General features: G+C 34.7%; 28 protein-coding genes and 1 other annotated feature. Of the genes, 12 read left to right on the top strand and 16 right to left on the bottom strand.

Going from position 1 to position 24876, the window contains the following annotated elements; translation table 11 throughout:
- Positions 1-618 precede the first annotated feature (618 nt).
- Both ACQKN3_RS03290 and ACQKN3_RS03285 read left to right on the top strand, forming a co-directional pair.
- Entirely contained in the window at positions 619-771 is a 153-nt protein-coding gene (locus tag ACQKN3_RS03290; protein ID WP_427709347.1) for a YrzI family small protein, read from the top strand.
- Positions 772-1011: 240 nt separating this feature from the next.
- Positions 1012-1206, top strand: coding sequence for a DUF4017 family protein (locus tag ACQKN3_RS03285; RefSeq protein ID WP_427711572.1), 195 nt, complete (start codon positions 1012-1014; stop codon positions 1204-1206).
- 80 nt (positions 1207-1286) lie between these two features.
- Here ACQKN3_RS03285 and ACQKN3_RS03280 read toward each other — a convergent pair whose 3' ends face one another.
- Entirely contained in the window at positions 1287-2312 is a 1026-nt protein-coding gene (locus tag ACQKN3_RS03280) for a CAP domain-containing protein (RefSeq protein WP_427709345.1), read from the bottom strand.
- Between the two features lie 683 nt (positions 2313-2995).
- The gene (locus ACQKN3_RS03275) at positions 2996-3349 is read right to left on the bottom strand and encodes a hypothetical protein (RefSeq protein ID WP_427709343.1); all 354 of its coding nucleotides are present in this window, start codon (positions 3347-3349) and stop codon (positions 2996-2998) included.
- A gap of 426 nt (positions 3350-3775) precedes the next feature.
- On the opposite strand from ACQKN3_RS03275, the gene ACQKN3_RS03270 reads away from it, so the two are divergent.
- Entirely contained in the window at positions 3776-4042 is a 267-nt protein-coding gene (locus tag ACQKN3_RS03270) for a YesK family protein (RefSeq protein WP_427709341.1), read from the top strand.
- A 242-nt stretch (positions 4043-4284) separates the two neighbouring features.
- On the opposite strand, the gene ACQKN3_RS03265 is transcribed toward ACQKN3_RS03270, so the two are convergent.
- Positions 4285-4677 carry a DUF5412 domain-containing protein gene (locus tag ACQKN3_RS03265; protein WP_427709339.1) on the bottom strand — a complete coding sequence of 131 codons (393 nt, stop codon included), beginning with the start codon at positions 4675-4677 and terminating at the stop codon, positions 4285-4287.
- A gap of 177 nt (positions 4678-4854) precedes the next feature.
- Positions 4855-5691 carry a DUF2268 domain-containing putative Zn-dependent protease gene (locus tag ACQKN3_RS03260; protein WP_427709337.1) on the bottom strand — a complete coding sequence of 279 codons (837 nt, stop codon included), beginning with the start codon at positions 5689-5691 and terminating at the stop codon, positions 4855-4857.
- Positions 5692-6067: 376 nt separating this feature from the next.
- Between ACQKN3_RS03260 and ACQKN3_RS03255 the strand changes: the two genes are divergently transcribed.
- Positions 6068-6439, top strand: coding sequence for a hypothetical protein (locus ACQKN3_RS03255; RefSeq protein WP_251687310.1), 372 nt, complete (start codon positions 6068-6070; stop codon positions 6437-6439).
- A 303-nt stretch (positions 6440-6742) separates the two neighbouring features.
- On the opposite strand, the gene ACQKN3_RS03250 is transcribed toward ACQKN3_RS03255, so the two are convergent.
- The 5 genes from ACQKN3_RS03250 to ACQKN3_RS03230 form a co-directional block, all read right to left on the bottom strand.
- Positions 6743-7213: a hypothetical protein gene (locus ACQKN3_RS03250; RefSeq protein WP_427709335.1), complete on the bottom strand. Its 471-nt coding sequence runs from the start codon at positions 7211-7213 to the stop codon at positions 6743-6745.
- Positions 7214-7623: 410 nt separating this feature from the next.
- A complete protein-coding gene (locus tag ACQKN3_RS03245; RefSeq protein ID WP_427709333.1) occupies positions 7624-8163 on the bottom strand; it encodes a PadR family transcriptional regulator in 540 nt (179 codons plus the stop codon).
- Positions 8160-9002: a sialate O-acetylesterase gene (locus ACQKN3_RS03240; RefSeq protein ID WP_427709331.1), complete on the bottom strand. Its 843-nt coding sequence runs from the start codon at positions 9000-9002 to the stop codon at positions 8160-8162. Before ACQKN3_RS03240 ends, ACQKN3_RS03245 begins: the two co-directional genes overlap by 4 nt.
- A gap of 327 nt (positions 9003-9329) precedes the next feature.
- Positions 9330-9965, bottom strand: coding sequence for a pentapeptide repeat-containing protein (locus ACQKN3_RS03235; protein ID WP_427709329.1), 636 nt, complete (start codon positions 9963-9965; stop codon positions 9330-9332).
- A gap of 107 nt (positions 9966-10072) precedes the next feature.
- Positions 10073-10459, bottom strand: a complete 387-nt coding sequence (locus ACQKN3_RS03230) for a molecular chaperone (protein ID WP_251687302.1) — start codon at positions 10457-10459, stop codon at positions 10073-10075.
- A gap of 372 nt (positions 10460-10831) precedes the next feature.
- On the opposite strand from ACQKN3_RS03230, the gene ACQKN3_RS03225 reads away from it, so the two are divergent.
- The 5 genes from ACQKN3_RS03225 to ACQKN3_RS03205 all read left to right on the top strand — a co-directional run bounded on the left by ACQKN3_RS03225 (position 10832) and on the right by ACQKN3_RS03205 (position 15469).
- Entirely contained in the window at positions 10832-11548 is a 717-nt protein-coding gene (locus ACQKN3_RS03225) for an ABC transporter ATP-binding protein (protein ID WP_427709327.1), read from the top strand.
- Complete coding sequence (locus tag ACQKN3_RS03220) at positions 11545-12279, top strand: ABC transporter permease (RefSeq protein ID WP_427709325.1); 735 nt, start codon at positions 11545-11547, stop codon at positions 12277-12279. Before ACQKN3_RS03225 ends, ACQKN3_RS03220 begins: the two co-directional genes overlap by 4 nt.
- A 9-nt stretch (positions 12280-12288) precedes the next feature.
- Positions 12289-13026 (top strand): MerR family transcriptional regulator, encoded by a 738-nt coding sequence (locus tag ACQKN3_RS03215; RefSeq protein WP_427709323.1) that lies wholly within the window; start codon positions 12289-12291, stop codon positions 13024-13026.
- A gap of 150 nt (positions 13027-13176) precedes the next feature.
- Positions 13177-13386, top strand: a binding site (T-box leader).
- Between the two features lie 38 nt (positions 13387-13424).
- The gene (locus ACQKN3_RS03210) at positions 13425-14330 is read left to right on the top strand and encodes an EamA family transporter (RefSeq protein ID WP_427709321.1); all 906 of its coding nucleotides are present in this window, start codon (positions 13425-13427) and stop codon (positions 14328-14330) included.
- Positions 14331-14911: 581 nt separating this feature from the next.
- On the top strand, positions 14912-15469 hold the full coding sequence (locus ACQKN3_RS03205; protein ID WP_251687292.1) for a hypothetical protein: 558 nt from the start codon (positions 14912-14914) through the stop codon (positions 15467-15469).
- Positions 15470-15728: 259 nt separating this feature from the next.
- Here the strand turns inward: ACQKN3_RS03205 and ACQKN3_RS03200 are convergent, their stop codons facing one another.
- On the bottom strand, positions 15729-16169 hold the full coding sequence (locus tag ACQKN3_RS03200) for a hypothetical protein (RefSeq protein ID WP_251687290.1): 441 nt from the start codon (positions 16167-16169) through the stop codon (positions 15729-15731).
- A gap of 604 nt (positions 16170-16773) precedes the next feature.
- Here ACQKN3_RS03200 and ACQKN3_RS03195 point away from each other — a divergent pair.
- On the top strand, positions 16774-16974 hold the full coding sequence (locus ACQKN3_RS03195) for a cold-shock protein (RefSeq protein WP_191703434.1): 201 nt from the start codon (positions 16774-16776) through the stop codon (positions 16972-16974).
- 403 nt (positions 16975-17377) lie between these two features.
- Here ACQKN3_RS03195 and ACQKN3_RS03190 read toward each other — a convergent pair whose 3' ends face one another.
- Genes ACQKN3_RS03190 through ACQKN3_RS03175 form a run of 4 tightly spaced genes read right to left on the bottom strand, consistent with a single transcriptional unit; the run spans position 17378 to position 20024 of the window.
- On the bottom strand, positions 17378-18244 hold the full coding sequence (locus ACQKN3_RS03190; protein ID WP_427709318.1) for an ABC transporter permease: 867 nt from the start codon (positions 18242-18244) through the stop codon (positions 17378-17380).
- Position 18245: 1 nt separating this feature from the next.
- A complete protein-coding gene (locus tag ACQKN3_RS03185) occupies positions 18246-19166 on the bottom strand; it encodes an ABC transporter ATP-binding protein (RefSeq protein ID WP_251687286.1) in 921 nt (306 codons plus the stop codon).
- 1 nt (position 19167) lies between these two features.
- Positions 19168-19572, bottom strand: coding sequence for a DUF3021 domain-containing protein (locus ACQKN3_RS03180; protein ID WP_251687284.1), 405 nt, complete (start codon positions 19570-19572; stop codon positions 19168-19170).
- Positions 19569-20024 carry a LytTR family DNA-binding domain-containing protein gene (locus ACQKN3_RS03175; RefSeq protein WP_251687282.1) on the bottom strand — a complete coding sequence of 152 codons (456 nt, stop codon included), beginning with the start codon at positions 20022-20024 and terminating at the stop codon, positions 19569-19571. The genes ACQKN3_RS03180 and ACQKN3_RS03175 overlap by 4 nt, the downstream gene beginning before the upstream one ends.
- A gap of 814 nt (positions 20025-20838) precedes the next feature.
- Here ACQKN3_RS03175 and ACQKN3_RS03170 point away from each other — a divergent pair.
- Complete coding sequence (locus ACQKN3_RS03170; RefSeq protein WP_427709315.1) at positions 20839-21183, top strand: multidrug DMT transporter permease; 345 nt, start codon at positions 20839-20841, stop codon at positions 21181-21183.
- 137 nt (positions 21184-21320) lie between these two features.
- Here the strand turns inward: ACQKN3_RS03170 and ACQKN3_RS03165 are convergent, their stop codons facing one another.
- Positions 21321-22214: an SDR family oxidoreductase gene (locus tag ACQKN3_RS03165; RefSeq protein WP_427709313.1), complete on the bottom strand. Its 894-nt coding sequence runs from the start codon at positions 22212-22214 to the stop codon at positions 21321-21323.
- Between the two features lie 175 nt (positions 22215-22389).
- On the bottom strand, positions 22390-24006 hold the full coding sequence (locus ACQKN3_RS03160; RefSeq protein ID WP_427709311.1) for a thiamine pyrophosphate-binding protein: 1617 nt from the start codon (positions 24004-24006) through the stop codon (positions 22390-22392).
- Between the two features lie 212 nt (positions 24007-24218).
- Between ACQKN3_RS03160 and ACQKN3_RS03155 the strand changes: the two genes are divergently transcribed.
- Positions 24219-24770, top strand: coding sequence for a hypothetical protein (locus ACQKN3_RS03155; protein ID WP_251687272.1), 552 nt, complete (start codon positions 24219-24221; stop codon positions 24768-24770).
- The last annotated feature ends 106 nt before the right edge of the window (positions 24771-24876 follow it).

The following is a 24876-nucleotide window of genomic DNA, read 5'->3' as shown; positions in this document are numbered from 1 at the left end:
AATACTTCACTTTTCTTCAAATCCCCATTTTTAAATCAGGGATATTCCTTAAAAATAATCTTGATTGCGTGATATATAAATATATGATTCTTTTCTCAGAAAAAGCTTTTATTTATGAGAAAAAGTACAATTCGTTGCCGCAGAGTTGCCCCGATTGTTGTTGAAGACCTTTTCAACTAATGCCCTTAAAATTCATACATTAATGATAATCATAATTATGCTTTAAGTCGTCCATTTCTCTTGCGAAAAATTAGGTCACTCACAAGGAAATAAAGCTGAAGTATATTCAATATATTTACACTTTTTTAAAAATTTGTAAAATAGTTGTTTACAATTTAAATGGATGTGGGTATACTAACTCAGTAATCAAAAAATTCTAAGGAGGTCGAAGAAAATGATCGTTATCAATAAATTAATGTCAGTAGTAGTTACAGCTAAAGCGAAAATCGCACATTCGACCAGACTGGAATGGATTGCTTAAATTTTTTTATTAATTAAGTATGCCCATACCGCAGGGAGAAGTGTGCCCCTGCGGTATTTTTGTGCCTTTTTTACCGCAGGGGGAGTCTCTCTGCGGTTTTTTCCATTTTAGGGGCCATTTTAAGGAGGTGATAATCCATGATATTAAACTTTTTTACCCTTTCAATAGCTATTACAAAACGTGAGCGTGAAATCTCTCGTGAGAAAGCAATTCATGAAGAAAAAGTAAAAAAAATCTTTGAAGAGAACCGAAGGAAAGTAGAAGATTACGTTCGTCAACGTCATTATTAATTAAATTTAAAACAATGAAAGGTGGGAAATGAAATGATTTTTATGAGTAAAAGAAGGTATGCAGTTTTATGGTTGGAGAATGGCTCCACTTAGCTACCAAATAAAGTAGTGGATTTTAAAATCTTCATAAGTAAGGGGCTGTACAAAAAGTACTTTTCATACAGTCCTGTATGAGGTTGTTATCTAGCCGCGTTTGTTAGGTTATAATAATTGTATTGAAAGGCGGTAATTAAATTAATGATCAAAACAATTATTCCATTATTAGCTTATTCAATAGTTTGTATAATTGCAGTTATGCTACCTGCTTCAGATGGATATAATGCGATAGGATGGAAATTGCTAATTGGACAAATTTACGCAATACCTGTCTTAATCGTTGCAATTTTAATTACTTTATTTTTTAATAAAAGACATTCCCATAAAACTAACTTTTAATTTTTTGAGTAAAAAAAAGTTAGGCTACTTAACGCCAATAAAAGTTGGTCGCTAAGTAGCCTAACAATGATGTTATATTTTTATAGTTGAATAAATTGTTGTGTCCAATAGTAACCATCTTCAACAAAACCTACACCAATATGTGTGAAGTTGGCATTCATAATGTTTTGACGGTGTCCTGGTGAATCCATCCATGCTTGTACCACTTGTTGTGGTGTTCTTTGACCTTGTGCAATATTTTCACCTGCAGAGCGATATGAAATTCCTGCAGATTTAATTTGATCAAACGGGCTTCCAAAAGTTGGGCTTGTATGTGAAAAGTAATTATTTTTCGCCATATCTGCTGATTTTGCATGAGCTACAGCCATTAATGGAGAATGTATTTCAAGCGGTTTTAAGCCTGCTTTTGTACGTTCTGCATTTGTTAAGTCTACAACTTGTTTCTCAAATTTAGAGACTGATTGACTAACATTATTAGTCGTTGTTTTTGCTGGTGCTTCTACTTGTTGATTATTTGAGTTTGATGGTGCTTGTGTATTGTTGTTATTTGTCACAGGTGTAGCCTGTGCATTTGTATTATTATTTGTTTCTGGTGCAGTTGTTTCTTTTGCTGGTGCTTCAGGTGCTTTTGCATTATTGTTATTTGTTACTGGTGTAGCTTCTTCTTTTGCTGGTGCTTCAGGTGCTTTTGCATGATTGTTATTTGTTACCGGTGTAGTTTCTTCTTTTGCTGGTGCTTGAGGTGCTTTTTCCTCTTTTTTTACTGTTTTATTAGTAGATTCTTTTTGAGTTTCTTTATTAGTAGTAGCCTTTTCTGCATGCACTACTTTGCCCTCTTTAATTATTTTATTAGCATCTAGATTTTTAAAAGCTTTATTGATTAGATCTTTCGATAAATTAATCCCGAATTCACCATTTGGTGATGAAATTTGCTCTATTATTTTTAAAGCCACCCCTTGATAATTATCGCCTTTAATAATTTGGATGTGTTGAGTATCTGCACCTTTCTTTTCCTCTGTATTTAAACTTGCTGCATCAGCTGCAGTAATAGATGTTGCAAATAATGTTGCTGCACATAATGATGTTGCTAACCATTTTTTATTCATTTTTGAATTCCTCCTCTTCTACAAAACCTATGTTACAGTACAAAATGCGTAATAAAGGGTCCATATACTGGTAAGAGTAACAATCTATAACTAAACTCCGTAAAATCAAAGGTTTAGAAACTATTAATTTCACAAAATCATCCAGAAAAAAAGTATACTGCCACCGAATAAATATTGACAGATTTTTAGAATTATAAAATTTCACCTTACTATTACGTTTGTTACAAATTGATTACAATGTATGAACCTCTCAATACAACAATAGAAGTAGTACTAGCTGCTGATTATGTGATGAGATTACAGAATGCACAATCAAAAAAAAGACCCCTTCCTTATAATAGGAAAGCGCCCGATGACCCAAACATTTATTTGGGCTCGTTATTGGATTAAGAATTATATAACTTTACTTCGTTTCATTTTCTTATAACGAAGACCTAAATCAGCAATATATAGAACTGTAAAAAATATCGGATTTGTAAAGTCAGCAGAATTGTACCAAACAACAGCATAAAAAAATATTAGTCCTAATAAACCCATCCATAAAGCACGAATAAACTTTTCCTTGTTGTCTAATTGCCAAAAGAATAACTTCATAGTATCACCTATCCTTTAGTGATTTTTTCGATAAATAATATTTCGATAGCGAATTAGGACGTTTACCATTAAAGTTAAACCTTATTGAATCATTCTGTTGCACTAGATTTAACTTCATAGATATACAGCTCATTCCCGTCCAAAAACAGCAACTTACTCTCACGGTTATTCACTAATTGTGGTTCAATGGACTTACCATTCGGCTTCATCAGTTCGATTTTACGGACAGTCTTATATTCATCACCATCACGTTGTAACCCAAGGAGTGTATGTTCCCCTCTGCCTGAGTACGCAACAATCGTTTCACCCTTCACCGCAAACGCCCGAATATTAATATCTTCGGGTGAATAATACGATGTGAGACGTTCTTTCCGTACGCCAATCTTCGAATCGATGCTGAAGAAAAACCAAATTCCTTCATCAGCTATACCATTCAGTGCCAAACAATCAAAAATATAATATTCAACCTTTCCTCTATAAAGAATTACTGCACTAAATACTTTTCTTTCATCGATAGTTTACATACGCAAAAAGAACTGAAGTAATAATCATTTTAATTCTTTTTCATACAATTGATTAATTCGGATTTTTAATTAATAATTTTAAAGAAAATTTTACCATTTTTTTAAAAACACCGAAAGCGCCGTTAAGTATAAAAGACGCTTTCATACAATTTTGTTTAATCAACAATCATGTTTTTCGGAACACTCCCTTTATAAGAAGGCAGGAGTTGCATTTACGGTTATAGGCGTTTGCTAGATGGTAAAGTGAATGTTACTGCTATATAGTTTAGGGTAGTTGGTAATATAAATAATAAATAATTCTAGCAATTTCCCCAGGTTACGGAAAACATAACAGGAGGTAATTAAATGAATGCTTTGATGTTAGAGGGATGGACACCTATATTACTTTGCGGAATTGTGTTTGCAATTGGGATGTTTATTATATCCCGTAAGGTTTCAAGAAAAGTTTTATTTTTAACCGCCACATTATTAAGTCTAATTTGTATTGGATTAATTATTTTTAGCAAGGATATAGTTGGTGGTTGGGATGGGATCCTTTTGGCTTATTTCGCCATTACTATTTTTGCAGGTGTATGGGTCGGTACTTTTATTGGGGTTTCCTCAAAGAGGTAAAATGAATACTTTAATCTGCGGCTATTATAAGTTTAATAAAAGTTCCAAAAAGAAAGTTAGGGAATACATCAGAAAGACACAAATGTTGATATATCAACGTTTCGTGTCTTTTCTTTAGACTATTGGTTCTGAAGCATTTTATACAGATAACGAAAACAACCGATTGACCGGAATTAGTACAAATGGTGTTTAATGAAAAGTGACGCGACCCTTATTAATTAACGCTACTTTGTCTTTTTCTACTATTTCTCGTTACGAAAATCGAATTTTCCATTAGGAACTTCAAGAGTATGTCCATTAATTACAACTGTTTTATTATCCAGCCATTCAATTTTGGCTGTTGATTCTCGATAATTCCAATAGATATTTTTTTTACCTTTGGACTCATTAAATACTAATTCACCTCGTACAGCATCCGCACTTAAGCTTGGACTCGATACATAGGCTTTTAAAGTATACGTACCATCAGGAGAGGTTTCTTCCGTAAGATATTCACCAGTTGGCAACCTTTTCATATCGAAAAATGCCCAATAAACTCCATATCCAATAAACCCCATAAATAAAAAGCTGATAATTAGTGCAATCTTTACTATCTTTTTTCGCCTTGCCCCTTTTATTGTTGAATTAGCAGTCATACCATACACCCCTTTTTTTATTAATAAGGAGAAGTTAAATAATTCCTTTTATTAAAGACTTTTTTAATTTTATTTTGTTCCCGCTGCATCGATTGGTGGGATGCTTTATATATCACAAGGCCAAAAATGTAAAAAGAGCCCTTCCCTATTCAATGAAAGTGCCCGATTGTTGAAGAGTTAGTGCAATCTAATTTGATTTTTTGTGCTATGTAACTTATATGTCATAACAAGTTCTTCCGAATCTATTTCAAATAGTTGATTTAAATTTTCAATTGGATAACGTTTTATATAATCCATTACAGCATTGTAGGCAAACGAATAACCAGCCATATAAGGAATTTGTTGTTTTATGCTTCCGAAGCAAAGTGGTCCTTTAATTGAATCATCATTTGTATTTAAAAATCTTTTTGCTTCCGCAATATAATGTTCTTCTACTTCTAAAGTAAAACTTTCTTTCCACCAGCGTTTATCTTCGAATAGTTGCAAGCTAAAATATTCAGCTGTCCCCTCCATTTTGTACCAATCTTTTAGTGGGAATTGATCTAGTGTTAACTTATAAATGGGATTTTGCGGTGCTGCATGATGTAGTTCGTGTGCCAGTAAATAGCGTAAGAATAAGATGTCCGGATCAGCAGGAATAGCTATCCAAATGCTCTGACTACTATTCGTAAATCCATTCGTCCAAATCGATTGATCTATATTCGAAAACCAAGGAAAAGGAAGTGCAGGTACAATTGTGATTTGTAAATTATCATCGAGTTCAATATGCTGTCTAACAAGTTGGACGGTTTCATTAACAACCTGTTCAATAAATTCCTCATTCCAACTGTGAGTAAGTATATCCTCTATTGGCAAGTCTAAAAATTTAAAGAGTTGAAAACGTGATACAATATCTTGCCATTGATTCATCCAACTATTTGAATTGATCGTGGGATGAATCATATTATTTAAAAAAATATGACTGTTATGTTTATTTTCATTTAATAATTGAGGTGTTAATTGTATTATTTTCATTTAAGTAACTCCTTCATGTGACTCTCATAGTATGATTTTCATTATATACATATATTTACATAGGAGTTATATTTTTACTTCAATACAATATTTCGCGGTATACAAAAAAATCCCTTAAACCGCCTTTTGTTAACATTTCCTCTAAAGAATATTATTTAATTTGTCTCCTTTTAATAGCTCTTAATCTTAAACCTATATAAACACTCTTCTAATAAAATAAGTGCCTAGATTATTTCACGTAGCTATTTATTTAGCTAATAGGCTAAACACCATTCAATAATTCAGAGTTACCTAAGATATTCGTCCACAGTCTTTTTCAACTAAAGCATAATCTAGTGACGTAATACAAAATAAACTCGAAAGGAGATGATTATTTATGCCGGTTACTGGAAACCAAAATACTGAAGACAATCTAGAAGTAATTCAAACTCAAAATCAAGGGTTATTAATTCAAAATTCTCATACTGTTGACGTAACTCAAACGGAAGTACAAGGTCTTGTGGTAGTTCAAGCTGCCCTACAAGCTGCTATCGAAGCTGCTGTTGTAGTTTTAGGCTCCAATGAAAATGCTGATATAAGCAATCTTCAAAGAATAGCTCAAAATTTAGAAGTTACTCAAACCGAAACACAAAACGTTACTATTATTGACTCTGATGCAATCACTGTAAGACAAACCGAAGTTCAAATTGATGTAGTAGTTCAAGCAGCTATCCAATTATTAGCTCAGTTAGCTTTAAGAGTCGCTTAAAAAGGCATTTACCCTCTTAATTTTTACAATATTGATTAATTGTAAGAGCTATCCTATAAACTTATGTGGATAGCTCTTACCTATTATAGATCTACAAAATCATTGTTCTTATTGAATTGTATTTAATCTTCTACTGCAATAATTCTTTGAGACTTAATGGATCGCTTTCTAAATCCCCTACAAATTCATCATCTGCTAAATCTTCCTCATTTCCCGCAACAAAACTGTATAATTTAACAGGACTATCTTGTAATTCTCAAATAAGTAATATCATTTTGTTTCAAACAAAATTAAAAATATAAATTATTTCTCATGAACTTTTACATATACACTTCCAAACAGACTTCCACCTATATAAGTATCTAACTTCCATATTCCGCTTTTAGGTAATGACATGTTAGATGGGGCGTGTTTGTCTGCCCCATTATTAGCAGCACCTAGTGCTCCACCAGTCACATAGATTTCTTCATCTTCATTTTCATGCGTGGCTACAATTTTCAGTTCTCCTTCTAACTCTTGTTCTCCCCCCCAAAAATGCCACATGTACTTTTGCACTTTATCAGGATAAAACCTAACAACTTCGCTATCATCATAAATAAAACCTAATCGTCCCTCTTCTCCAATCATTGTGTAACCGCCTGATTCAAAAAGTGAACTTTCATTCCAATTGTGATTAATTACTTTTTCATTTTTCTCAATGGATTCCTCATCATTACAGCCTGTAATTGCTAATGATAAAATTACTGCAAAGATTAAAAGGATTCTATTTTTCAATATAAATACCTCCCTGACTTTTAATGTTAATTCTCTACCTAACACTGATACCCCTTCATAAAGTTACCAAATTTTTATTCTTTTATAAAAGAATGTTATTTCACAATATGACCTAAAACGCCAAAAAGGGACATCCTTTAATTTCAGGATAGTGCCCTATTGTTGAACAACTTGAATATAATTTCTGCCTCCTATTAATTACAATTGTACTTTGTCTAATAATTTATAAATAAGCTATAAGTGTATAAACGCTGCTACTTCAACTGTTTATGCCATATGTATAGAAACTGTATAATCTACAGTCCAAGCGAAAAGGCACAAATGTTGATTTAACAACATTCGTGCCTTTTTAGTGGATTCTCAAACTTGCAGCGGCCATTTTTATTTTCTGATATTAGTATGGTTAGTTTTTATTCAATATCTTCTTCTAGATTTGCCTTCAATTCTTTAAACCAATTTAAGTTTACTAAATGGTGGGAACGAGAATTTTCGTTCATGCGACGAAAATAATCAATTTTATGAGGTAATTCTTCCGAGTAAGCGAGGTAGTCATCGAGTAAAGCAATTCTCGCTTCAGTTTGATTAATTTGCGATTGAATTAGTTCTAATAATTTATTTTTATCGTATTCATCTGCAAAAAGTAAAGCCCCATAGAATTGTAAGTTTACATACTCCGATTTCGTCCCATATTTATTCATTAATTTTTCAAATTCTTCTCTTCCTAAAGACGTGATTTTAAAGGTTTGAATTTCACGACCATTGTTTGGATTGATTTGATGTGTTTGTTCAATGAACCCTTTTTCTACAAGCTGTTGCAAATTGTAATAAAATGAACCTTTCGTAAAGTTCACAATATATTTATAATGTCTTTTTTCCATTAAACTTAAAAGTTCGTATCCATGAGCGCCAGGGTTTTGAATAAGTAAACCAAGGATAAGTAACGGAATCAAGGTTGCATCACCTTTGCCATTTGCGCTTCAAATTCAGCGTATGTGATTTTACCTAGAGCTAAATTCATACTATGAATATAAATTTGTTCAGATTTTGAATAGGTACTGTTTATATTTAGTGATTGATTTTCATCTGAAAGTGGCTCCAAGATATGACGCTTTTTCGAAAATGCCTCGAAGTAGCGATAACCGAATTTCTGCTGGGAAACGGCATTCAAATGGATACCATCTGGATTAGCAGTTAAACCTTCTGCTGTAACAAAATAACTATTTGGCAGGTTTTCTGCATAACGGCGTAATTGTTCATTAACTAGCTTGTACTCAGGCGAATATTTTCCAAAGCCTGTTTTGCCTAAAAAGTCACCGAGTTCACCAATAATTAATGGAATATTTTCAAGATTCAATTCATCTCTTAATGTCGTCATAATAAAACTTAATTTATCGTAGTAAGTATCATGTTGCCCATTATTACTGTCACTTTCACCTTGATGCCACAGTATGCCACAGATTTCACTCGTTTCAAGAGCAAATCGTGCTTCAGACAAAGCATGTTGAAAAAGAGTACCTTCTGGATGCCAATCGTTCAAGGAACTGCCGCCTTCCGCACAAGGAATCAAACCAACTTCTTCATCCGGATTAGCTTTCGACCATGCCTCTGCAAAAGATGCTGCCAGGCTTACACCAGCAACAGGACGATCATAATTAACGGGCTCTGTCATCATTTGCCATTGACCATTGCGAAGCATTTTTATTTTTTCATTATAGATAGGTTCTACCTCATCCAAAAATCCGCGACCTGCCATATTTGATTGTCCTAACATTAAAAAAGATTTTATCATTTATTTTCAATCCTTTACTAAACAGTCTAATTAGATTCCTAATTATATAGTCTAATTAGACTGTTATCAACTCATTATTATTACGAATTAATACTGAACATTCTCGAAGCAACGTTTGGGAGTATGATTAGACACATAATACTAAGAGCATTCGTTATTCAACAATCGTGCGCTTTTCTTAAATAAGAAAAGCGCTTTATTCAATTATATACGACCATAACATTGAATAAGAAAACACGAAAAAAGCGTGAATGGATCACGCTTATGTGTAATTGTTAAAGTTAGAAATAAAAGTCCAAGTCCCCTATTGAATAGAAATATTAAATCCTAATCTTTTATTATCAATCCCAATAGTGATGCAAACTGAATAGCCTGGTACCTTGATACTTTACAACCAACTAAATCCTTTACTGATACCGTAAGTGACTCAAAAGTAGATGAACTTATATCTATTTCTTTAAGAGAGGTTTGTTCAAAATTTGCTTCATTAAGATTACATGATTCGAAATCAACTTTCTTTAGTTTACAGTTGAAGAAATCTGTATTTTGTAAAGAAACATCTTTAAAAATAACTTTTTCAAATTTTGAATCGCCGAATATAGCCAAATTTAATATTGAGTTTTCAAATTTTACGTTGCCAACACGAGATTCAGTGAAGTTACTACCAAGCAATTTACTGTTAATAAATTCAACTCTATGGATGGAAGAGTGTTTCAAATTAACATTCGACAAATCACAATTTTCAAAACGGGTATCCATAATATCAATATTACTGAAATCTGTATTAGTAAAGTTGCAGTTCTTTATCACTGTATTATAGAGTCGTACTCTATGTACAGCTTCATTTGTGAACTCGGAGTCATTTATAATACACTTTTCAAGCGTTGGGTCTTCTTCTAAAAAAATATCACTAAAGTTCGCTACAGTTAAATTTAGTGGGATTTTTGGGGTATCAATTTTCATAAAAAACCTTCTTCCAATATAAATTAGTTAGCTAACTAGCCTCCTAATTAATTATATATTAATGCATGGTCTTTCTACTTGGATTACGCAGTATTTAAATCTCCAATTTAACTCGACTGCTCATACGTATCACCAAATTCACGGTTAGACATTGCTTTAAAATCCAATGATTTAAAAAACGGAACATCCGTACGTTCTTTTTCCAGCGCTTTATGAATGGCTAATAGCACTTCATCATTTGATACAATACCAAATAAGCTTTCTCGCTTAATCTCACCTGTCGTATATATTGATAGGTCATCGTAAACTACGAAATCGATGTAACGAACAACATTGAGGAAGCTGCCCCGATGTGTCATAGCAATTCGTAACGGATCCTTTAAAGATATGATCTTATTTTTAAATTGAAACTGGATGCCCCCTGCTGGTATGTAAATGATTATGTTTTTTTCGGTTTCTACGATATTTTCAATTTTTAAAAATTCAAGTTTCATTATTACTCCTCCTAGTATTACACCTAACATATACCCTGTTTTCCTAATTATTAATATGGAGGTCATTGTTATTTTAATAAAATAAGCGTAGTTTTGGGGATGTTTGGTAAGCAGAGAATTACAACTATGCAGCAATAAGGGGAAATAGAATGATTGTTTAAACCTCCTTTGGAAATTTTCCACAAAAGAATGTATGTTCATAATCTGGTCATTAAAATAAATAAGACGCGTTTCTTATTAAAGAATCACGCCCTTTTGACTTGAACTTTTTATTGCTGTTCAAATTTCACCTTTATACAACCCTCCAATAATACACCACCCTCACTTCCCTTTGATATAGTAAATTCCGAATCTAATAAAGGAGGCACTAATATGATATTAAATGTCAAAAACTTATCAGTCACATACGGTGCTAAAATAGCTGTTAATAACGTTAGTTTTAGCGTTGAACCCGGTGAGGTATTTGGCTTACTTGGAGCAAATGGTGCAGGGAAATCATCTACTATTGCGGCAGTACTTGGGATTGAAAAGAGTAATTTCAAAGAACTCACAATGCTTGGGAAATCACCAATCGTTCAACGTAAGGAGGTCTTTCAAGAGGTAGGGGTACAGTTTCAGGAAACAAATTTTCAAGATAAATTAATCGTACGTGAGGCATTCGAGCAGTGGGGGTCACTTTATAAACAAACTGCTGATGTACCATTACTGTTACAAGCATTTGGTCTAGCTGGTAAGGAAACTCAGCTTGTAAAATCTCTTTCAGGCGGAGAACGTCAACGTTTAGCAGTGTTATTAGCTCTAATTTCAAACCCTAAGCTTGTTTTTTTAGACGAACTCACAACAGGGTTAGATACAAGGGCTAGACGCATGCTTTGGAAGCAGCTTTTAGCGATGAAAGAAAAAGGTTTGGCAATTGTCCTAACATCACATTACATGGATGAGGTTGAGATATTATGTGATAAAATCTTGATTTTAAAAAATGGAGAAACAGTCTTTCAAGGTACAATCCAGGAGGCAATCCAAGTAAGTGAGAAATCCACATTAGAGGATGCGTATTTACATTTCTCTGGCGAGGAGGATTGGATATGACTACATTTTTAACACTTTTAAAAATCGAGGGTAAACTCGTTTGGAAGGGTATCGATATTCTTATTTTCGGTATTTGCTTCCCTATAATTTTAGCCACAGTATTCGGTTATTTACTGAGCAAGGACGGCTCAATTGGTGCTTCTAACTTTGAATTATCGTACGCGGCTGTCATTACGATAGGTGTACTAGCGACAGGTGTTATGGGAGTACCACTAACCATTGCAGATTACCGTCACCGAGGAATTTTAAAGCGATTCCAAGTGACACCAGTATCCCCTCTCCAAATTTTATTTGCACAGGGATTGATTCAACTTTCTTCAGCACTTGTATCATTTATTGGTGTTACACTTGTTTACCATCTATTATTTGATTATGAACTAAAGGGATCGTGGACACTATTCCTTCTGACTTATATTTTTGTCATTTTAGCGATGTATAGCATCGGTATTTTTATTGGAAGTATAGTACCTGATCAAAAGTCAGCAAATGTTTGGAGCTCAGTTGCTTACTTTACAATGTTACTGTTTTCAGGGGCAACTATTCCGTACGAAGCTATGCCTCGAATATTCCAATGGATAATGAATATTTTACCGCTTTCTCATGGTATTCATTTATTAAAACAGACAAGCACTGGAGCGTTACTAACAGATGGTCTTTTCCATATTTTGATTTTAATTTTATGTATTGTAATTGGATTAGGGGGAGCAATAAAATTCTTCAAATGGAAGTAGGTGTGTGGGGTGTACAAAACAAAAGAAATTGCAGCACTTGTTGGGTTACACCCCAACACGGTACGCATATATGAGGAATGGGGCTTTATTTCCCCTGTTCCAAGACAGGCAAATGGCTACCGTATCTATTCAAATACCCACTTGTTTCAGTTAAAAGTCGCACGAACCCTCTTTCGGTGTGAAATTGTACAAGGAGATATTCGAAAAAAGGCGCGCGAAATTGTATATGCTTGTGGTAAAGAAGATTTTAGTAAGGCTGAACAACTAACGATATACTATCTTACTAATTTAGAACACGAATATAATCATGCTCTATCTGCTACAAAAGTTGTTGAGAAATGGCTGAAGGAAGATTCTACTGTTAGTTCTTGTACTTACTCGCGAAAAGAAGTTGCACTACTTCTAGATATCACACCTGAAGCTGTACGAAATTGGGAACGTAACGGACTCATTACAGTTCCTAGATTGCACAATGGTAAACGAGTATATGGTGAAAGGGAACTTGAGCAGCTACGAGTTATTCGCAGTTTAAGAAGTGCTCATTATTCTATTAATGCTATTTTACGTTTACTCAGACGAATTCAACAACCTAGCCCTGATATTATCGCAATTTTAAATACACCAACGGATGAAGAAGATATCGTGTCAGTTACGGATCAATTAGGTAAATCATTACTAGATGCCATAGCAGATGCTAAAGATACATTAGATTTGCTTCATGAAAAAACCACTTTCCAAAAACGATAACGGAAAGTGGTTTTTTACAAGATAGGTTTATTGAAGGAACGGAAGGCTATAGTGTAACAACCATTTCGAAATGTGCCCAAAAACCGCTTTGGGAAATTAAAACAGGTCTTTACAATAACAAACAATAAGTGTAATATCTGGATAATTATAAAATAAACGTTGATTGGAAGTAGTAAGGAATAATTATTGTTTAGAGAGCTGTTGGTTGGTGGAAAACAGTCAGTAAATTCCCGAACTCGTCCAGGAGGATTTATGCTGAAATTAAGTAGGGATAAACGGCAGCTACCGTTATAGCTTAAGTGGGTTAATTTAAACATTAACTAATTAGAGTGGTACCGCGAATTGAACTTCGTCTCTTTTTTGAGACGGAGTTTTTTATTTTTTAGGAGGGGAAATCTATGGAATTAAAATTTGATAAATCTATTTACAAGATGGGTATTTACGCCTTGCTCGGCTCGGCAATATTAACATCTGTTAGCCAAGTCTTTTATGCAAATCAAGTTCAATCCGTACACCCTTTTATATTTACTGGAATAAGTTTCTTTATTACAGCTCTTTATTTTCAAACATTTGCATTTAAACAAAAAACAAAGATCAATTGGACAGAAGACAAAAAGCCATTATTAAAATTAAATATAGCTTCTGCTATAACATTTATGGGCTTCTATTTTGCATTAAAGTATGTTGAGCCAGCAATAGTTAGCTCATTAGAAATGGGGATAGCTCCATTATTTATCTTGATTTTAATGATGCTTCAACGAAAAATAATCTCAATAAAAAAATGGGTTATATCGATTGGAACATTAGCAGCGTGCTTAATTTTGATTTGGGCAGTCATAAGCGGTGAATCGGGAATTTCTTCTCAAATTTCATCTGAAATGTTTATAGGGATTATTGCTAGTATTCTTTGTGGGATAGGAGCTGTTTTTTGTTCGGAATATTCGAAAGAGTTAAGTAATAGAGGGTGGTCAAGTTCCATGATTTTATCTAAGCGATACATCGCGATTATTTTGATTTCATTTATTTTTACATATGATTTAATAATACCCTACTTCATAGATAATATCATTTGGATTCTAATTGTCACAGTAGGCGGTGTTCTCATTCCCAATTATTTATTACAAAGAGGCATTCAATATACAAACACTTTTTTAGTCATGATGTCACTTAGCTTTATACCCGTATTCACGTTTTTGTTTCAACTATTCGACACACGTATTCAATTTTCACTCGTTACATGCATAGGCGTATTTTTTTTATTTATTTGTGGATTTAGTAGTTTAAAAGATGACGGAAAGAACTAATTCAAATTTGCATGCATTATACGTATTCTAAGAAATAACGTTCCCAAATGAAATTTTGGGGTCAACAAAAAAACCGGTAAACGTTGTTGTAGCAACGTTTACCGGTTTTTTATTGGAACATTGTTTAAATGAGCATTTATTCAAGTCAATGAAACTTTACTAAAGCAGATTTTATACTGGTTGGTCCATGATCTTTAATTTGCATAAAAACTTGGATAGCCATTCTTTCATCAATATAAATCTGCATCTTCTCTAGGACTCCCCCAAGAAAAAATGTTGCTTCACAATCTGGCCCTATAATTGAATAAATCACGTTCTTATTCAAGAAAAGCGCACGTTGTGGAATAAGCGATTGCTTTTCGTACTTATTTTCCTTTCTTTTTCATGCCCTTTTCTCAAAATTAATCCGAGTGTAGTAAATTTAACAAATAAATGTTTCCCAATAAATTTTTATGTCTTTATGACAAATGGTGACCAAACGATGTTTGATGTATGTTAGAGAATATTACAGCAGCGTTTTACTTAAATAAGAATTGTTATATCTAAACTGGACAAAATAAAACTAAATAAAATTTAGGGTGATGAAGTTGAAAAAAGTTTTCCCTCTTTTCTTATATTTATTAGGTTTCTTAATTTTGGGAATAAATGATGATGGACATGTTTCTGGGAATACAAACGATACTCCTCCACCTTTTGAGGAAATACTTCTTGAAATAGGGTACAAATCGGTAGATGTTGCAGTAGACGATTTTGAACAACATTTTAATCAAGAACTTATATTGCCACTTAGAGTACCACCAATTAGCTTTACGCATTACCTTGGCAGGTTTAATGATCTAGAAGGCGAAGTAAATGATACCCTTGAAGTTAAATTTATAAGTGAACATTCTCTTGATAATCACTTTAAAATTGATGTACGACCTCTTCAACACAAAATTTCATTTGAAAAGTATAAATCTAAAGTCTTTAAACTAAAAAATGGAAATGATGCAATCTATATTGAAAATCAAAGATTTCCTGTTAATTTTTTAGTCTTTGAAACAGTTCATTGGCAATATGCGTTTGGTGTTGATAAAAATATCTCTGATGTAGTAACTCCTGAAATACTCGTTCAGATAGCGGATTCTATTGATTTCTAAAAAAAACCTTAGTTTATAAATCCTACAAAATAAACCTTATAAATGTTCTCAAATGCAAGTTTGGAGTTAATAGAAAAATCGGTAAACTTTGTTATAGCAGCTTTTACCGTTTTTTATTGGAACATTGTTTAAATGAGTTTTTATTCAAGTCAATGAAACTTTACTAAAGCAGCTTTTTTTATAACAGAAAAACGCGATCTTCTTATTGAGGAATCGCGCCCGATTGTTGAATAAAGAGGGACATACGTTAATATATTTTTTATGCGGATACTGTAACATTCTTATTAAAATAATTTGTTATTCCGAAAACAATTGCATAGAACAATGATAACAATAGTGAATATGACCCGTAATCAAAATTGAATAGTAGATTGCCTCCAAATAAGGGTGTAGTAAAGATTAGGTAAAAAGGATACTGTATTGAAACTATAACATCTAAAATACCATTACCAATCATAGCGGATTTAAAGGTTGAGATTACAAATACAATTACCCCTGATATTACACCGAATACAGAGAAAATCTTTAAAAACTTACTATCTTTTTTAGAGTACATTAGTAAAAATGACATAAACAATATAGTCACACTAATATTGAAAATACCCATATTTATATCTGGATGTTTTAAGGCAGGCATAAAATTTATTGAAAAGGCCAAAAAATATGTTCCTATTAAAATTATTAAGAGTTTATTTTTCATAGTAACTCTCCTCCTTTTTTATGATGAATAATGGTTTAATCATCTCCAAAAGATTGTCTGACTGAAACACTCTCAAAATGACTTAATAGAGTAATTTTGCATCATTTAGTGTAATTATACACTAAAGATTTAATTTGTAAATATATAACAGATACTTCATGGAATTAAGTACCTAATTGAATAAAGCATTTTTTTGATTAAATTAGTTAAATTGAATATATCTTTGGGTAAACGAATTTACACGAAATATGAAAGGCTTGGTTAGCGTATATGCTTCAATCCACGACGAACGTACTCAAATGTAAAACCTTTTTTAATAAAGCTGGGATTGAACCTCTTTCATTAGCAAAATGTTACTGGATTTTTAGAAATTGCTCATAAGAAAAATCAAGAAACATGATTCACCGTATTTAATGTTTTTGCAGGATTGGACAAATGTAATTTTTTGTTATATACTATATTTAATAAGATGGTTCAAACAACAATAAATTCACCTATTACAAAATGTATTCGTGTTTTATTTAGTACTTTTTGTAATATGTGAATTTTTTTCTTTATGAAGAATTGTGATCTTATTAAATTTAATTAAATGGAGGTCATTTAAATGACACAAGGTACAGTAAAATGGTTTAACGCAGAAAAAGGTTTTGGCTTTATCGAAGTTGAAGGCGGAAACGACGTATTCGCTCACTTCTCAGCAATCCAAGGTGACGGTTTCAAATCTTTAGACGAAGGTCAAAAAGTTGAATTCGGAATCGAAGACGGTCAACGTGGCCCACAAGCTACAAACATCGTAAAACTTTAATTTTAATGATGTAACCATAAAAAAGAGGTATCCTTTTATTAGGATAGCTCTTTTTTCTTATGTACTGTTAACGCCTAATTAAGTTAGGTAAATGTATGATTCAATTGTTATCTTTGCTCATAAAAAGAAGCAACCATCATTCCACAATAAGCTGCCTTTCCTTCATGTATTTTTATTGAAATCTTATTCTATTTTTCTTTCTCGTATAGAATCTGATTTTGCTTAAGAATTCTAGATTTTTATTCTCCTACAATACTATCATTATCTCTATCAACCATACGTAAGTGTAACCAACAAAACTCGCCATAGTATTGGCGAGTCCTCTTTTACCTCAGATTCGTTTTATTCCAACTTTCATACGTCATGTGGAACCGTTAAATTAACTAGTTCCTATTTCAAGAACTCACTTATGCTTTAGGCGGAATAGAACAGCTGCAAAAATGGCTATACCAACAATCGAACTGCAAATATACAACACACTTGATTGCGTCCCTAAAATACTGCCACCTATTTCGTAAACAACTCCGTAAGTTAACATATAGGAATCCATTGCCTCTTCCGCGTTTCCAAACACCGTTCGCAAAGAATCTTCCATCAAAAGCTGACGTAATAATACAGCGACGTGACTGACAGGAAATAATTGAATGACCGTTTGAATTGCTTTCGGTAGTACCCCCATCGGAACATAGACTGCGCATAAGAAGCCAATTAGTGTACCAACCAGGGAATTTAACGTTGAAAATGCTTTTGCTGATTTCGCCAAAAGTACAATCACTAAATTAATCATTGCACTCAGCAACACGCCAAGCATAATCACACCGATTAGTTGTATGAGCTTCCATACACTCGGCAGCTCTGCACCGAGCGTCAATAAATATATTTCACATACAATAAAAGCGATAGTCGTCATAATGAACCCGATCATGACTGAGCTAATGACATAGCTTAGCTGAATTGAAAACCGGGATGCGGAGGTAACAAGAAAATCAGCTGTACGCTTTGATTCCTGATCACTTACGAATATAGCAAATACTGCTAGTGTAGATGTCATGGCTGTCATTGTTAAAATCCCAGCAATCATCCATTGACTTACAAATATTTCAACTGCTGGCGTCATTTTAATTACCTGACTAATTGCATCTATTTGCAGTTTCTGTAAAAAGACAATAAATAACCCGATTGAAATCAATACAGACAGCACCGAGAAAAAGACGAGCATTCTGTCTCGAAAGAAGATTTTATTATTGCGAACGATTAAGCTCGTCAGCATATTAGTTTTCCTCCCCCGCTTCATTTGTTTCGATAAATACTTGGTCAAGCGATCCTTTAATTACTTCAAATGATGCAATATATGGCTCGAGTTGTGCTAAAACCGGAATCGTAGAAATTGTAGAAGCCACTTCCACCTTCCACCCGTCTTGCTGCTTTTCAGGCGCACCAGGTAAAATGGCTGATACTTCATCAATTGCAACAGTCTGCTTTAATACAAATTGCAAATAGTCCTTCGCATACAGCGCTTTTAACTCATTCGGAGATCCCTGTGCAATAATTTCACCATTTTTCATGATGACAATATCATCTGCATGGGCTGCCTCTTCCATATAATGTGTTGTCAAAAATATGGTCATGCCTATTTCCTTGCGCAACCGCTCAATAGTTGCCCAAACAAATTGACGTGTAAATGGATCGAGTCCGGTCGTCGGCTCATCTAAAAATAACAGCTTGGGCTTATGAATTATTGCCCGCGCAATATCTGCCCGACGACGCTGCCCGCCTGAAAGCGAACCGTATTTTTTATGCTCGATATCTGCAAGCTGTAAATACAGCTGCACAAAATTATAATTTTCCTGTAATATTGGCTTCGGTAAACGATAAAAACGACCGCGATGCAGAATATTTTCCTTCACCGTCAATTGATGATCTAAAACACTTTCCTGAAATACAATACCAATTGTTCGGCGAATCGCCTCATTGCCTTTCAGTGTACCAAGTGCATGCCCATCGATTGAAACCTTTCCGCTCGTTTTCTCCAAAAGCGTACATAACATTTCAATTGTCGTAGATTTACCTGCACCGTTACTCCCAAGAAAAGCAAATAGCGCACCCTTTTGCACTGAAAAGCTGATTCCTTTTACGGCTTCTAATTCTCCGTACCGCTTTGTTAACTGTTGGACATCTATCAATACTTGCATGTTACTCACCTCGATGTTGAAGTTGACTGTTCATTTTTCGAATTGTACGCTTTTCACCGGTATAATAATACAGCCAAACGATGAGATAAATAACCGAAGCGCGAGCGTATAATAAAAAGATGGATTTCCCGTTATCAAGTTCAAACCAGCTGCCATAATACCCTATGATAAAAACTGCGGTTACAGTTATTGCATAATGAATTAAAAGTACAACGAACATTGACCAATCCAATTTATACAGTTGATTTGCTACTGCAATGACAATTCCTAAAATGACTGCATAGAAAAACTGATGTACAATCGTTTCACTCATCCAGTAATCTTTTGGAGACTTTAATGAGATGAGCATGATGATGAAATAGGACGAACATAAACTTATCAAAATGCTTTGTATTAAATTTTTCATTTGCCGTTCCCCCCTAATCCAAACGCCTCTTTTAACGCTTTGAAATAAGTGCGGCTGACTGGAATTGTAACGCCATTTTCTAGCGTAAGCTGCGGATTTCCTAGCACCTTCGACTGAATGGAAGCAATCTTATCAAAATGTACAAGTGTCGCTTTATTGACACGTAGCAGCTGTGTTGAAAAACGTGCCTCAAGCTCATACAGCTTTTGTTTCACTTCCAGTTCCTGCTCTTCTGTTTGGATATAAACTTTCCCTTGCTCGCTGTATATACTGTAAACATCCTGCATTTTAATCAAATGAATATCCCCATCAATGTAGCCCGCGATTGTATCATTTTTCGTTGCTTGATTGAGCTTTTTCATCAGCTGCGCCACTTGCTCATCGTATTCCGGCGCATGCACATGAACTTCGATTTCCGAAAGTTGCTGCTCAATATGTAAATGAATTTTCATAAATCCTCCCTCTTGATTTGTAGTATAGCACCGCTTTTTTTACGGATTTTGTATTTTGCGCTAACACGTATAAAGCTGTATGTATGGTGTAAAATTTGATTTGTAACATGCATTTTTATTATAAGTATTATTTTCCAACAATTGTTAAGGAAATTTTAATTTTCATTTAAAACACTTATCCAAATAAGATAAAAATAGCAACCTCCCATATGATCAAGAGATTGCTGTTCTTATAAAGATATTAAACCTTTGTTCAAACGAAATTTCCCGGAAATTCTTTTGTTAAGCTTCTACAGCGCTTTGAAGTTCTTCCGTTAATTCCAAGCTTCTATAGTATTCTTGAACCACTAAAGTTCTTCGGAATTCAGCAGTGGAATCCAATTCTTCAACAATATTTTGAAGTTCATCAATATTCTGCGAGGAACAGCGCATTTGTAGGAGCGATTGAAGCGTTCCCTTCCGCAGTGATAGAGAATAATAGCAACGACCAATGTTATTCCGTAAGTCGCAAAAGAAAAAACTTCCATCAAAATAAAGGAGGTGTATCGTACTTCTACAAAAACATCAAACAACAACGATATAGTCATTCTACTTTAAGATAATATTACTCTGTTTATGGTTAAAATTTATTGAAGCCGTTTCTTACTTTATGGTAAAAAGTGTTGTTTCAACGAATACAATAAATTACTTAAACGTCTAAAAATTTTGACTCCTAAAAATTTTTTTATATTCTAGGTTCGTTTAGAAAATTCCAGATTAGATGAAAAGGGGAAACATACTGAAAACAAAATGGCTTTTAAGTAGTAGTGCAGGGATGATGGGTTTGTTGGGGTTGGCAGGAACTTTTATACCCGAAGAAATTTCAATAATATTAGGAATTACCCCCACACCCATTACTCTAATTCTTCTGCAGATTATCGGAGGATTATATTTAGGGTTCGCAATGTTGAACTGGTTTACACGTTCTGCTCTGATGGGCGGCATCTATAATAAACCGGTCGTCCTAGGAAATCTGATGCATTGCGTTGTCGTCTTTTTTGCCCTATTGCGGCAGTTGGCTGAGCACTTTCATTTCTTTTTGGCTATTGTGACAATCATTTATCTTGGATATGCCGTGTGGTTTACAAAGGTTATGCGCTCGAATCCTTTAGACAATTAACTATGCTTTCACATGAAATTCCGAACTTGTTATTATGTAATGAATAAAACAGCAACCTCCCATATGATCAGGAGATTGCTGTTCTTATTAAGATAGTTCACTTTATTCAAACGAAATTTTTCGGATGATTCTTAAGTTTACAAGTCAATCGGCTCCCCGCCTGTTACCCCGTAAATCTGTCCGGTAATGTAGCTTCCTTCATCGGATGCTAGAAGGACATATACTGGGGCAAGCTCTACCGGCTGTCCTGCACGACCAAGTGGTGCATTTTGGCCAAATTCAGGGATTTTGCCGTCCGGTTGTCCATTATCCAACTGCAGCGGTGTCCAGATCGGGCCAGGCGCAACTCCGTTCACACGTACACCTTTAGAAGCAAAGTACGCAGAAAGGTTTACTGTAAAGTTGCTAATTGCACCTTTTGTAGAAGCATAGTCCATTAAAAATGTGGATGGATTGTACGATTGAACCGATGTCGTCGTAATAATCGCACTTCCTGGTTCCAAATGCTCTTCTGCTGCTTTAACGGCTTCGAACATGCTGATAATATTTACTTTGAATGTATCTTCAACTTGTTTGATTGTTAAATCACTTAGTGTTGTCTGTGCAATCTGCTGCCCTGCATTCAGGACGAGTGTATCCAATCCGCCAAATGCTTCCACAGCTTTTTTTACCATTTCTGTCGCCGCGCCATCTTCACGCAAGTCAAACGGCAGCAACAATGCTTTTGTTCCGGCTTCTTCAATTAATGCTTTTACTTCATTTGCATCTTCTTCTTCACCAGGGAAGAACTGAATTGCGACATTTGCGCCTTCACGTGCATAGGCAATCGCGGCAGCACGACCAATTCCGGAATCGCCACCGGTAATTAATGCATTTCGCCCTTCCAGACGACTATGCCCTTTATATGATTTTTCTCCACAATCAGGTTTTGGACTCATTTCATTTTGTAGCGCTGGAGTACTCTGTTCTTGATCCGGGAATTTCTCCGTATGAAATTTTTTTCGTGGATCTTTTAAATTTGGGTTTCCCATCAAAAATCATCTCCTATATAGTTAGTACATTAATTGCAAGGATAAATCCTAAAAAGTTTATAACTGCTTAAAAGATTTTCCTTCACAAAAATTGTTACATTTTTTAAATACCCTGTATGATTTACTTTAAACAGGTACGGATTTTATTCTTCGATTAAATCCATTGTGCTCATTTTTATTGTGTTTCCGGGAAAAATACTTGGGCTGTGCTGATATCCACCAGTGTAGGTCCTTTCGTATTAAGTGCTCCTTCCATTATGGACTCCAGCTCGGTATCTGAAGCAGGTCGTAATCCTTTCCAACCGCAAGCTTCTGCCAATTTCACAAAATCAGGGTTCGTTAAATCCACTCCTACTTCTTCCTTTTTCGCAACTTTCAGCTTATCCCTTTCCATTTGCAGACTTTCATTATTTAAGACAACGACTGTAATATCCAGTTCATAGCGGGTTGCTGTCAATAGATCTGCAAGCACCATTTGAAGACCTCCGTCGCCTACAATCGCAACTACTTGTTTTTCTGGCTTGATGAGCTTGGCGGCCATCGCTGCTGGAAGACCGAAGCCCATTGTCCGCCAGTAACCGGAAAATAATACAGATTGATCTTTTTGTTTGAAGTTACGATTCGTCCATACCGTATTATCCCCCGTATCCAGTGCGAGAATAGCATCCGGCGCTACTGTTCGGTCGATGGCGCGGATAATTCGGGAAGGATGAACAGGATAACCTTGAGTATTGCCCTCTTCCTCATTTTGCGCTGCCCATTTTTCTTTTGCTTGCTGTAAATGGACTACCCAATCCTCAGAGCGGGTGAATTCTTGCAGACTCTCCGTTAATATTGGAATAACTTCTTCGGTTTTTCCCATAATTCCAAGTTCTGTAGGAATTTCTTTTACAAACTTATCAAATTGGCGGTCAATCTGAATAATTCGAGCATCCGTTGGCACAAACCCTTCCGGCCACCAAGTCGTGCCCGCAAGAAGTACTACATCTGCCTGTTTAAATACATCAGCAGCATAAGGATTCCCGCCTTCACCAATCCCTTGTAAAACAAGTGGAGAAGACTCATCAAACAAACCTTTTCCGCCTAAACTTGTAAGAATCCCGGCTCCCCATAAATCCGCCAGTTTTCCCAAATCTGTTGAGACAGAAGTGGCACCTAAACCAGCCAGAATCATCGGTCGCTTGGCCGTTCTCATAATGTCTGCTGCGTGTTTCAGACTTTCATTAGTAAAGCTTGAAGTACCTTCTATTACGTCAGGTAATCGACGCGGTTCCCCTTTAGCAGGCATCATTAAAATATCCTTTGGTATCGAGATATGAGTAACAACCCTCTGTCCGAGAGATGTCCGTGCTGCTTTTTGCAGAACTTCAATCGTCGCATCTGGGTGTGCCAGATTTGCAGAATATGCAGCAAAAGGCTTCACAAGCTCCTGCTGGTCAATATATTGCGGATATTCCGTACCAATTTTACTACTTTCGGCCTGACCAGTGATTGCAAGTACAGGCGCCCTGTCTGCATGCGCATCACCAAGTCCATTTATAAGATTTGCTGCACCAGGTCCCATTGTTGCGGTACAAACACCAAGGCCACCAGTGAGTTTAGCTTCTGCTGACGCCATAAACGCAGCTGTCGACTCATGTTTGACAGCAATGTACTTAATTTTATCCTGCTTTGCCAGTGCATCGATGAGTCCGAATGTCGCATCACCTACTACCCCATATATCCGTCGTACACCGAACATATACAATTGATCGAGCATTAATTCTGAAACTGTTCGCTCTGTTTTCCCCATGACATATGAACCTCCTTGATAGACCTTCCTAACCTGCCAGTTATAAAGTCTAATTTATATTTTTTGTTCATCTTTTTTAACTTTCCCTAAATCATTCGAGTTAATCTTCCTTTTTTTAAAATACAGGTTATGTACTATCGCGTTGGGAAATTTTATCAAGTAATATATAATGAGTGAACATTTAGAAAAGACATCTTGAGGAGGAAGTAATTGTGGCAAATCATATTATCGAGCAAGCGAAACGTGGCTTGAAAGGTTTTGAAATAGGCTATTATCATACTAGCGGTTGTTATGGCGAGTATGAGGAAGAGTTTTATAAATATTTTGCAGACGAAGATTTTGAAACTAGAAAATATTCGATTACCGCCTTTACTTGTATGCTGGGAACTTGGGAAACAAAATTTTGTCAGGTTTTTATGCCCGTAAAGGAGTGGGAGGAAAATATAAATCAGCGTTACCCTCTAAATAAAAGTCAGTTTTATTACTTTGAAGATTATCTTCAAGCCCTTTTAGAGCATCACGAGCAGATAGAAAAAGAATTTCCTTATATGTTTGAAGAAATAGTAGACTGTTTAATTAAAATTGAACAAGATAGAGGGATTAGTTATGAAGATTGGTTTCCTGAAATCAACTCCACTACTATTAATCGAGTAAGACAAGAAATATTAATTCCTAAAAAACATTTAGCAGGTAAAAATAGCCCTATGAAATACTTATTAAAAGAAATAGGTATTGAACCTTTTTTTGAAACAGATAAATATTAAATACTTATTCCTTAAATAAATACATAGATAAAAACCTTACCTAAACAAACAATAGAAACATTTTTCCTTCGTGATTTTTTAGAGGTTGTGCTATATTCAAATTGTC

This window comes from Solibacillus sp. NPDC093137, assembly GCF_050280445.1.
Classification (GTDB): Bacteria; Bacillota; Bacilli; order Bacillales_A; family Planococcaceae; genus Solibacillus; species Solibacillus isronensis_B.
Note: the sequence above shows the minus strand (reverse complement) of the source record. Positions and strands in the feature narration are given on the sequence as shown.

Bases quoted from the DNA above. Each gene is read 5' to 3' on its own strand.
- ACQKN3_RS03290 (WP_427709347.1), top strand. From the start codon at position 619: ATGATATTAAACTTTTTTACCCTTTCAATAGCTATTACAAAACGTGAG.
- ACQKN3_RS03280 (WP_427709345.1), bottom strand. From the start codon at position 2,312: ATGAATAAAAAATGGTTAGCAACATCATTATGTGCAGCAACATTATTT.
- ACQKN3_RS03270 (WP_427709341.1), top strand. From the start codon at position 3,776: ATGAATGCTTTGATGTTAGAGGGATGGACACCTATATTACTTTGCGGA.
- ACQKN3_RS03265 (WP_427709339.1), bottom strand. From the start codon at position 4,677: ATGACTGCTAATTCAACAATAAAAGGGGCAAGGCGAAAAAAGATAGTA.
- ACQKN3_RS03260 (WP_427709337.1), bottom strand. From the start codon at position 5,691: ATGAAAATAATACAATTAACACCTCAATTATTAAATGAAAATAAACAT.
- ACQKN3_RS03255 (WP_251687310.1), top strand. From the start codon at position 6,068: ATGCCGGTTACTGGAAACCAAAATACTGAAGACAATCTAGAAGTAATT.
- ACQKN3_RS03240 (WP_427709331.1), bottom strand. From the start codon at position 9,002: ATGATAAAATCTTTTTTAATGTTAGGACAATCAAATATGGCAGGTCGC.
- ACQKN3_RS03235 (WP_427709329.1), bottom strand. From the start codon at position 9,965: ATGAAAATTGATACCCCAAAAATCCCACTAAATTTAACTGTAGCGAAC.
- ACQKN3_RS03230 (WP_251687302.1), bottom strand. From the start codon at position 10,459: ATGAAACTTGAATTTTTAAAAATTGAAAATATCGTAGAAACCGAAAAA.
- ACQKN3_RS03225 (WP_427709327.1), top strand. From the start codon at position 10,832: ATGATATTAAATGTCAAAAACTTATCAGTCACATACGGTGCTAAAATA.
- ACQKN3_RS03220 (WP_427709325.1), top strand. From the start codon at position 11,545: ATGACTACATTTTTAACACTTTTAAAAATCGAGGGTAAACTCGTTTGG.
- ACQKN3_RS03210 (WP_427709321.1), top strand. From the start codon at position 13,425: ATGGAATTAAAATTTGATAAATCTATTTACAAGATGGGTATTTACGCC.
- ACQKN3_RS03205 (WP_251687292.1), top strand. From the start codon at position 14,912: ATGAAGTTGAAAAAAGTTTTCCCTCTTTTCTTATATTTATTAGGTTTC.
- ACQKN3_RS03200 (WP_251687290.1), bottom strand. From the start codon at position 16,169: ATGAAAAATAAACTCTTAATAATTTTAATAGGAACATATTTTTTGGCC.
- ACQKN3_RS03195 (WP_191703434.1), top strand. From the start codon at position 16,774: ATGACACAAGGTACAGTAAAATGGTTTAACGCAGAAAAAGGTTTTGGC.
- ACQKN3_RS03190 (WP_427709318.1), bottom strand. From the start codon at position 18,244: ATGCTGACGAGCTTAATCGTTCGCAATAATAAAATCTTCTTTCGAGAC.
- ACQKN3_RS03185 (WP_251687286.1), bottom strand. From the start codon at position 19,166: ATGCAAGTATTGATAGATGTCCAACAGTTAACAAAGCGGTACGGAGAA.
- ACQKN3_RS03180 (WP_251687284.1), bottom strand. From the start codon at position 19,572: ATGAAAAATTTAATACAAAGCATTTTGATAAGTTTATGTTCGTCCTAT.
- ACQKN3_RS03175 (WP_251687282.1), bottom strand. From the start codon at position 20,024: ATGAAAATTCATTTACATATTGAGCAGCAACTTTCGGAAATCGAAGTT.
- ACQKN3_RS03170 (WP_427709315.1), top strand. From the start codon at position 20,839: ATGATGGGTTTGTTGGGGTTGGCAGGAACTTTTATACCCGAAGAAATT.
- ACQKN3_RS03165 (WP_427709313.1), bottom strand. From the start codon at position 22,214: ATGGGAAACCCAAATTTAAAAGATCCACGAAAAAAATTTCATACGGAG.
- ACQKN3_RS03160 (WP_427709311.1), bottom strand. From the start codon at position 24,006: ATGGGGAAAACAGAGCGAACAGTTTCAGAATTAATGCTCGATCAATTG.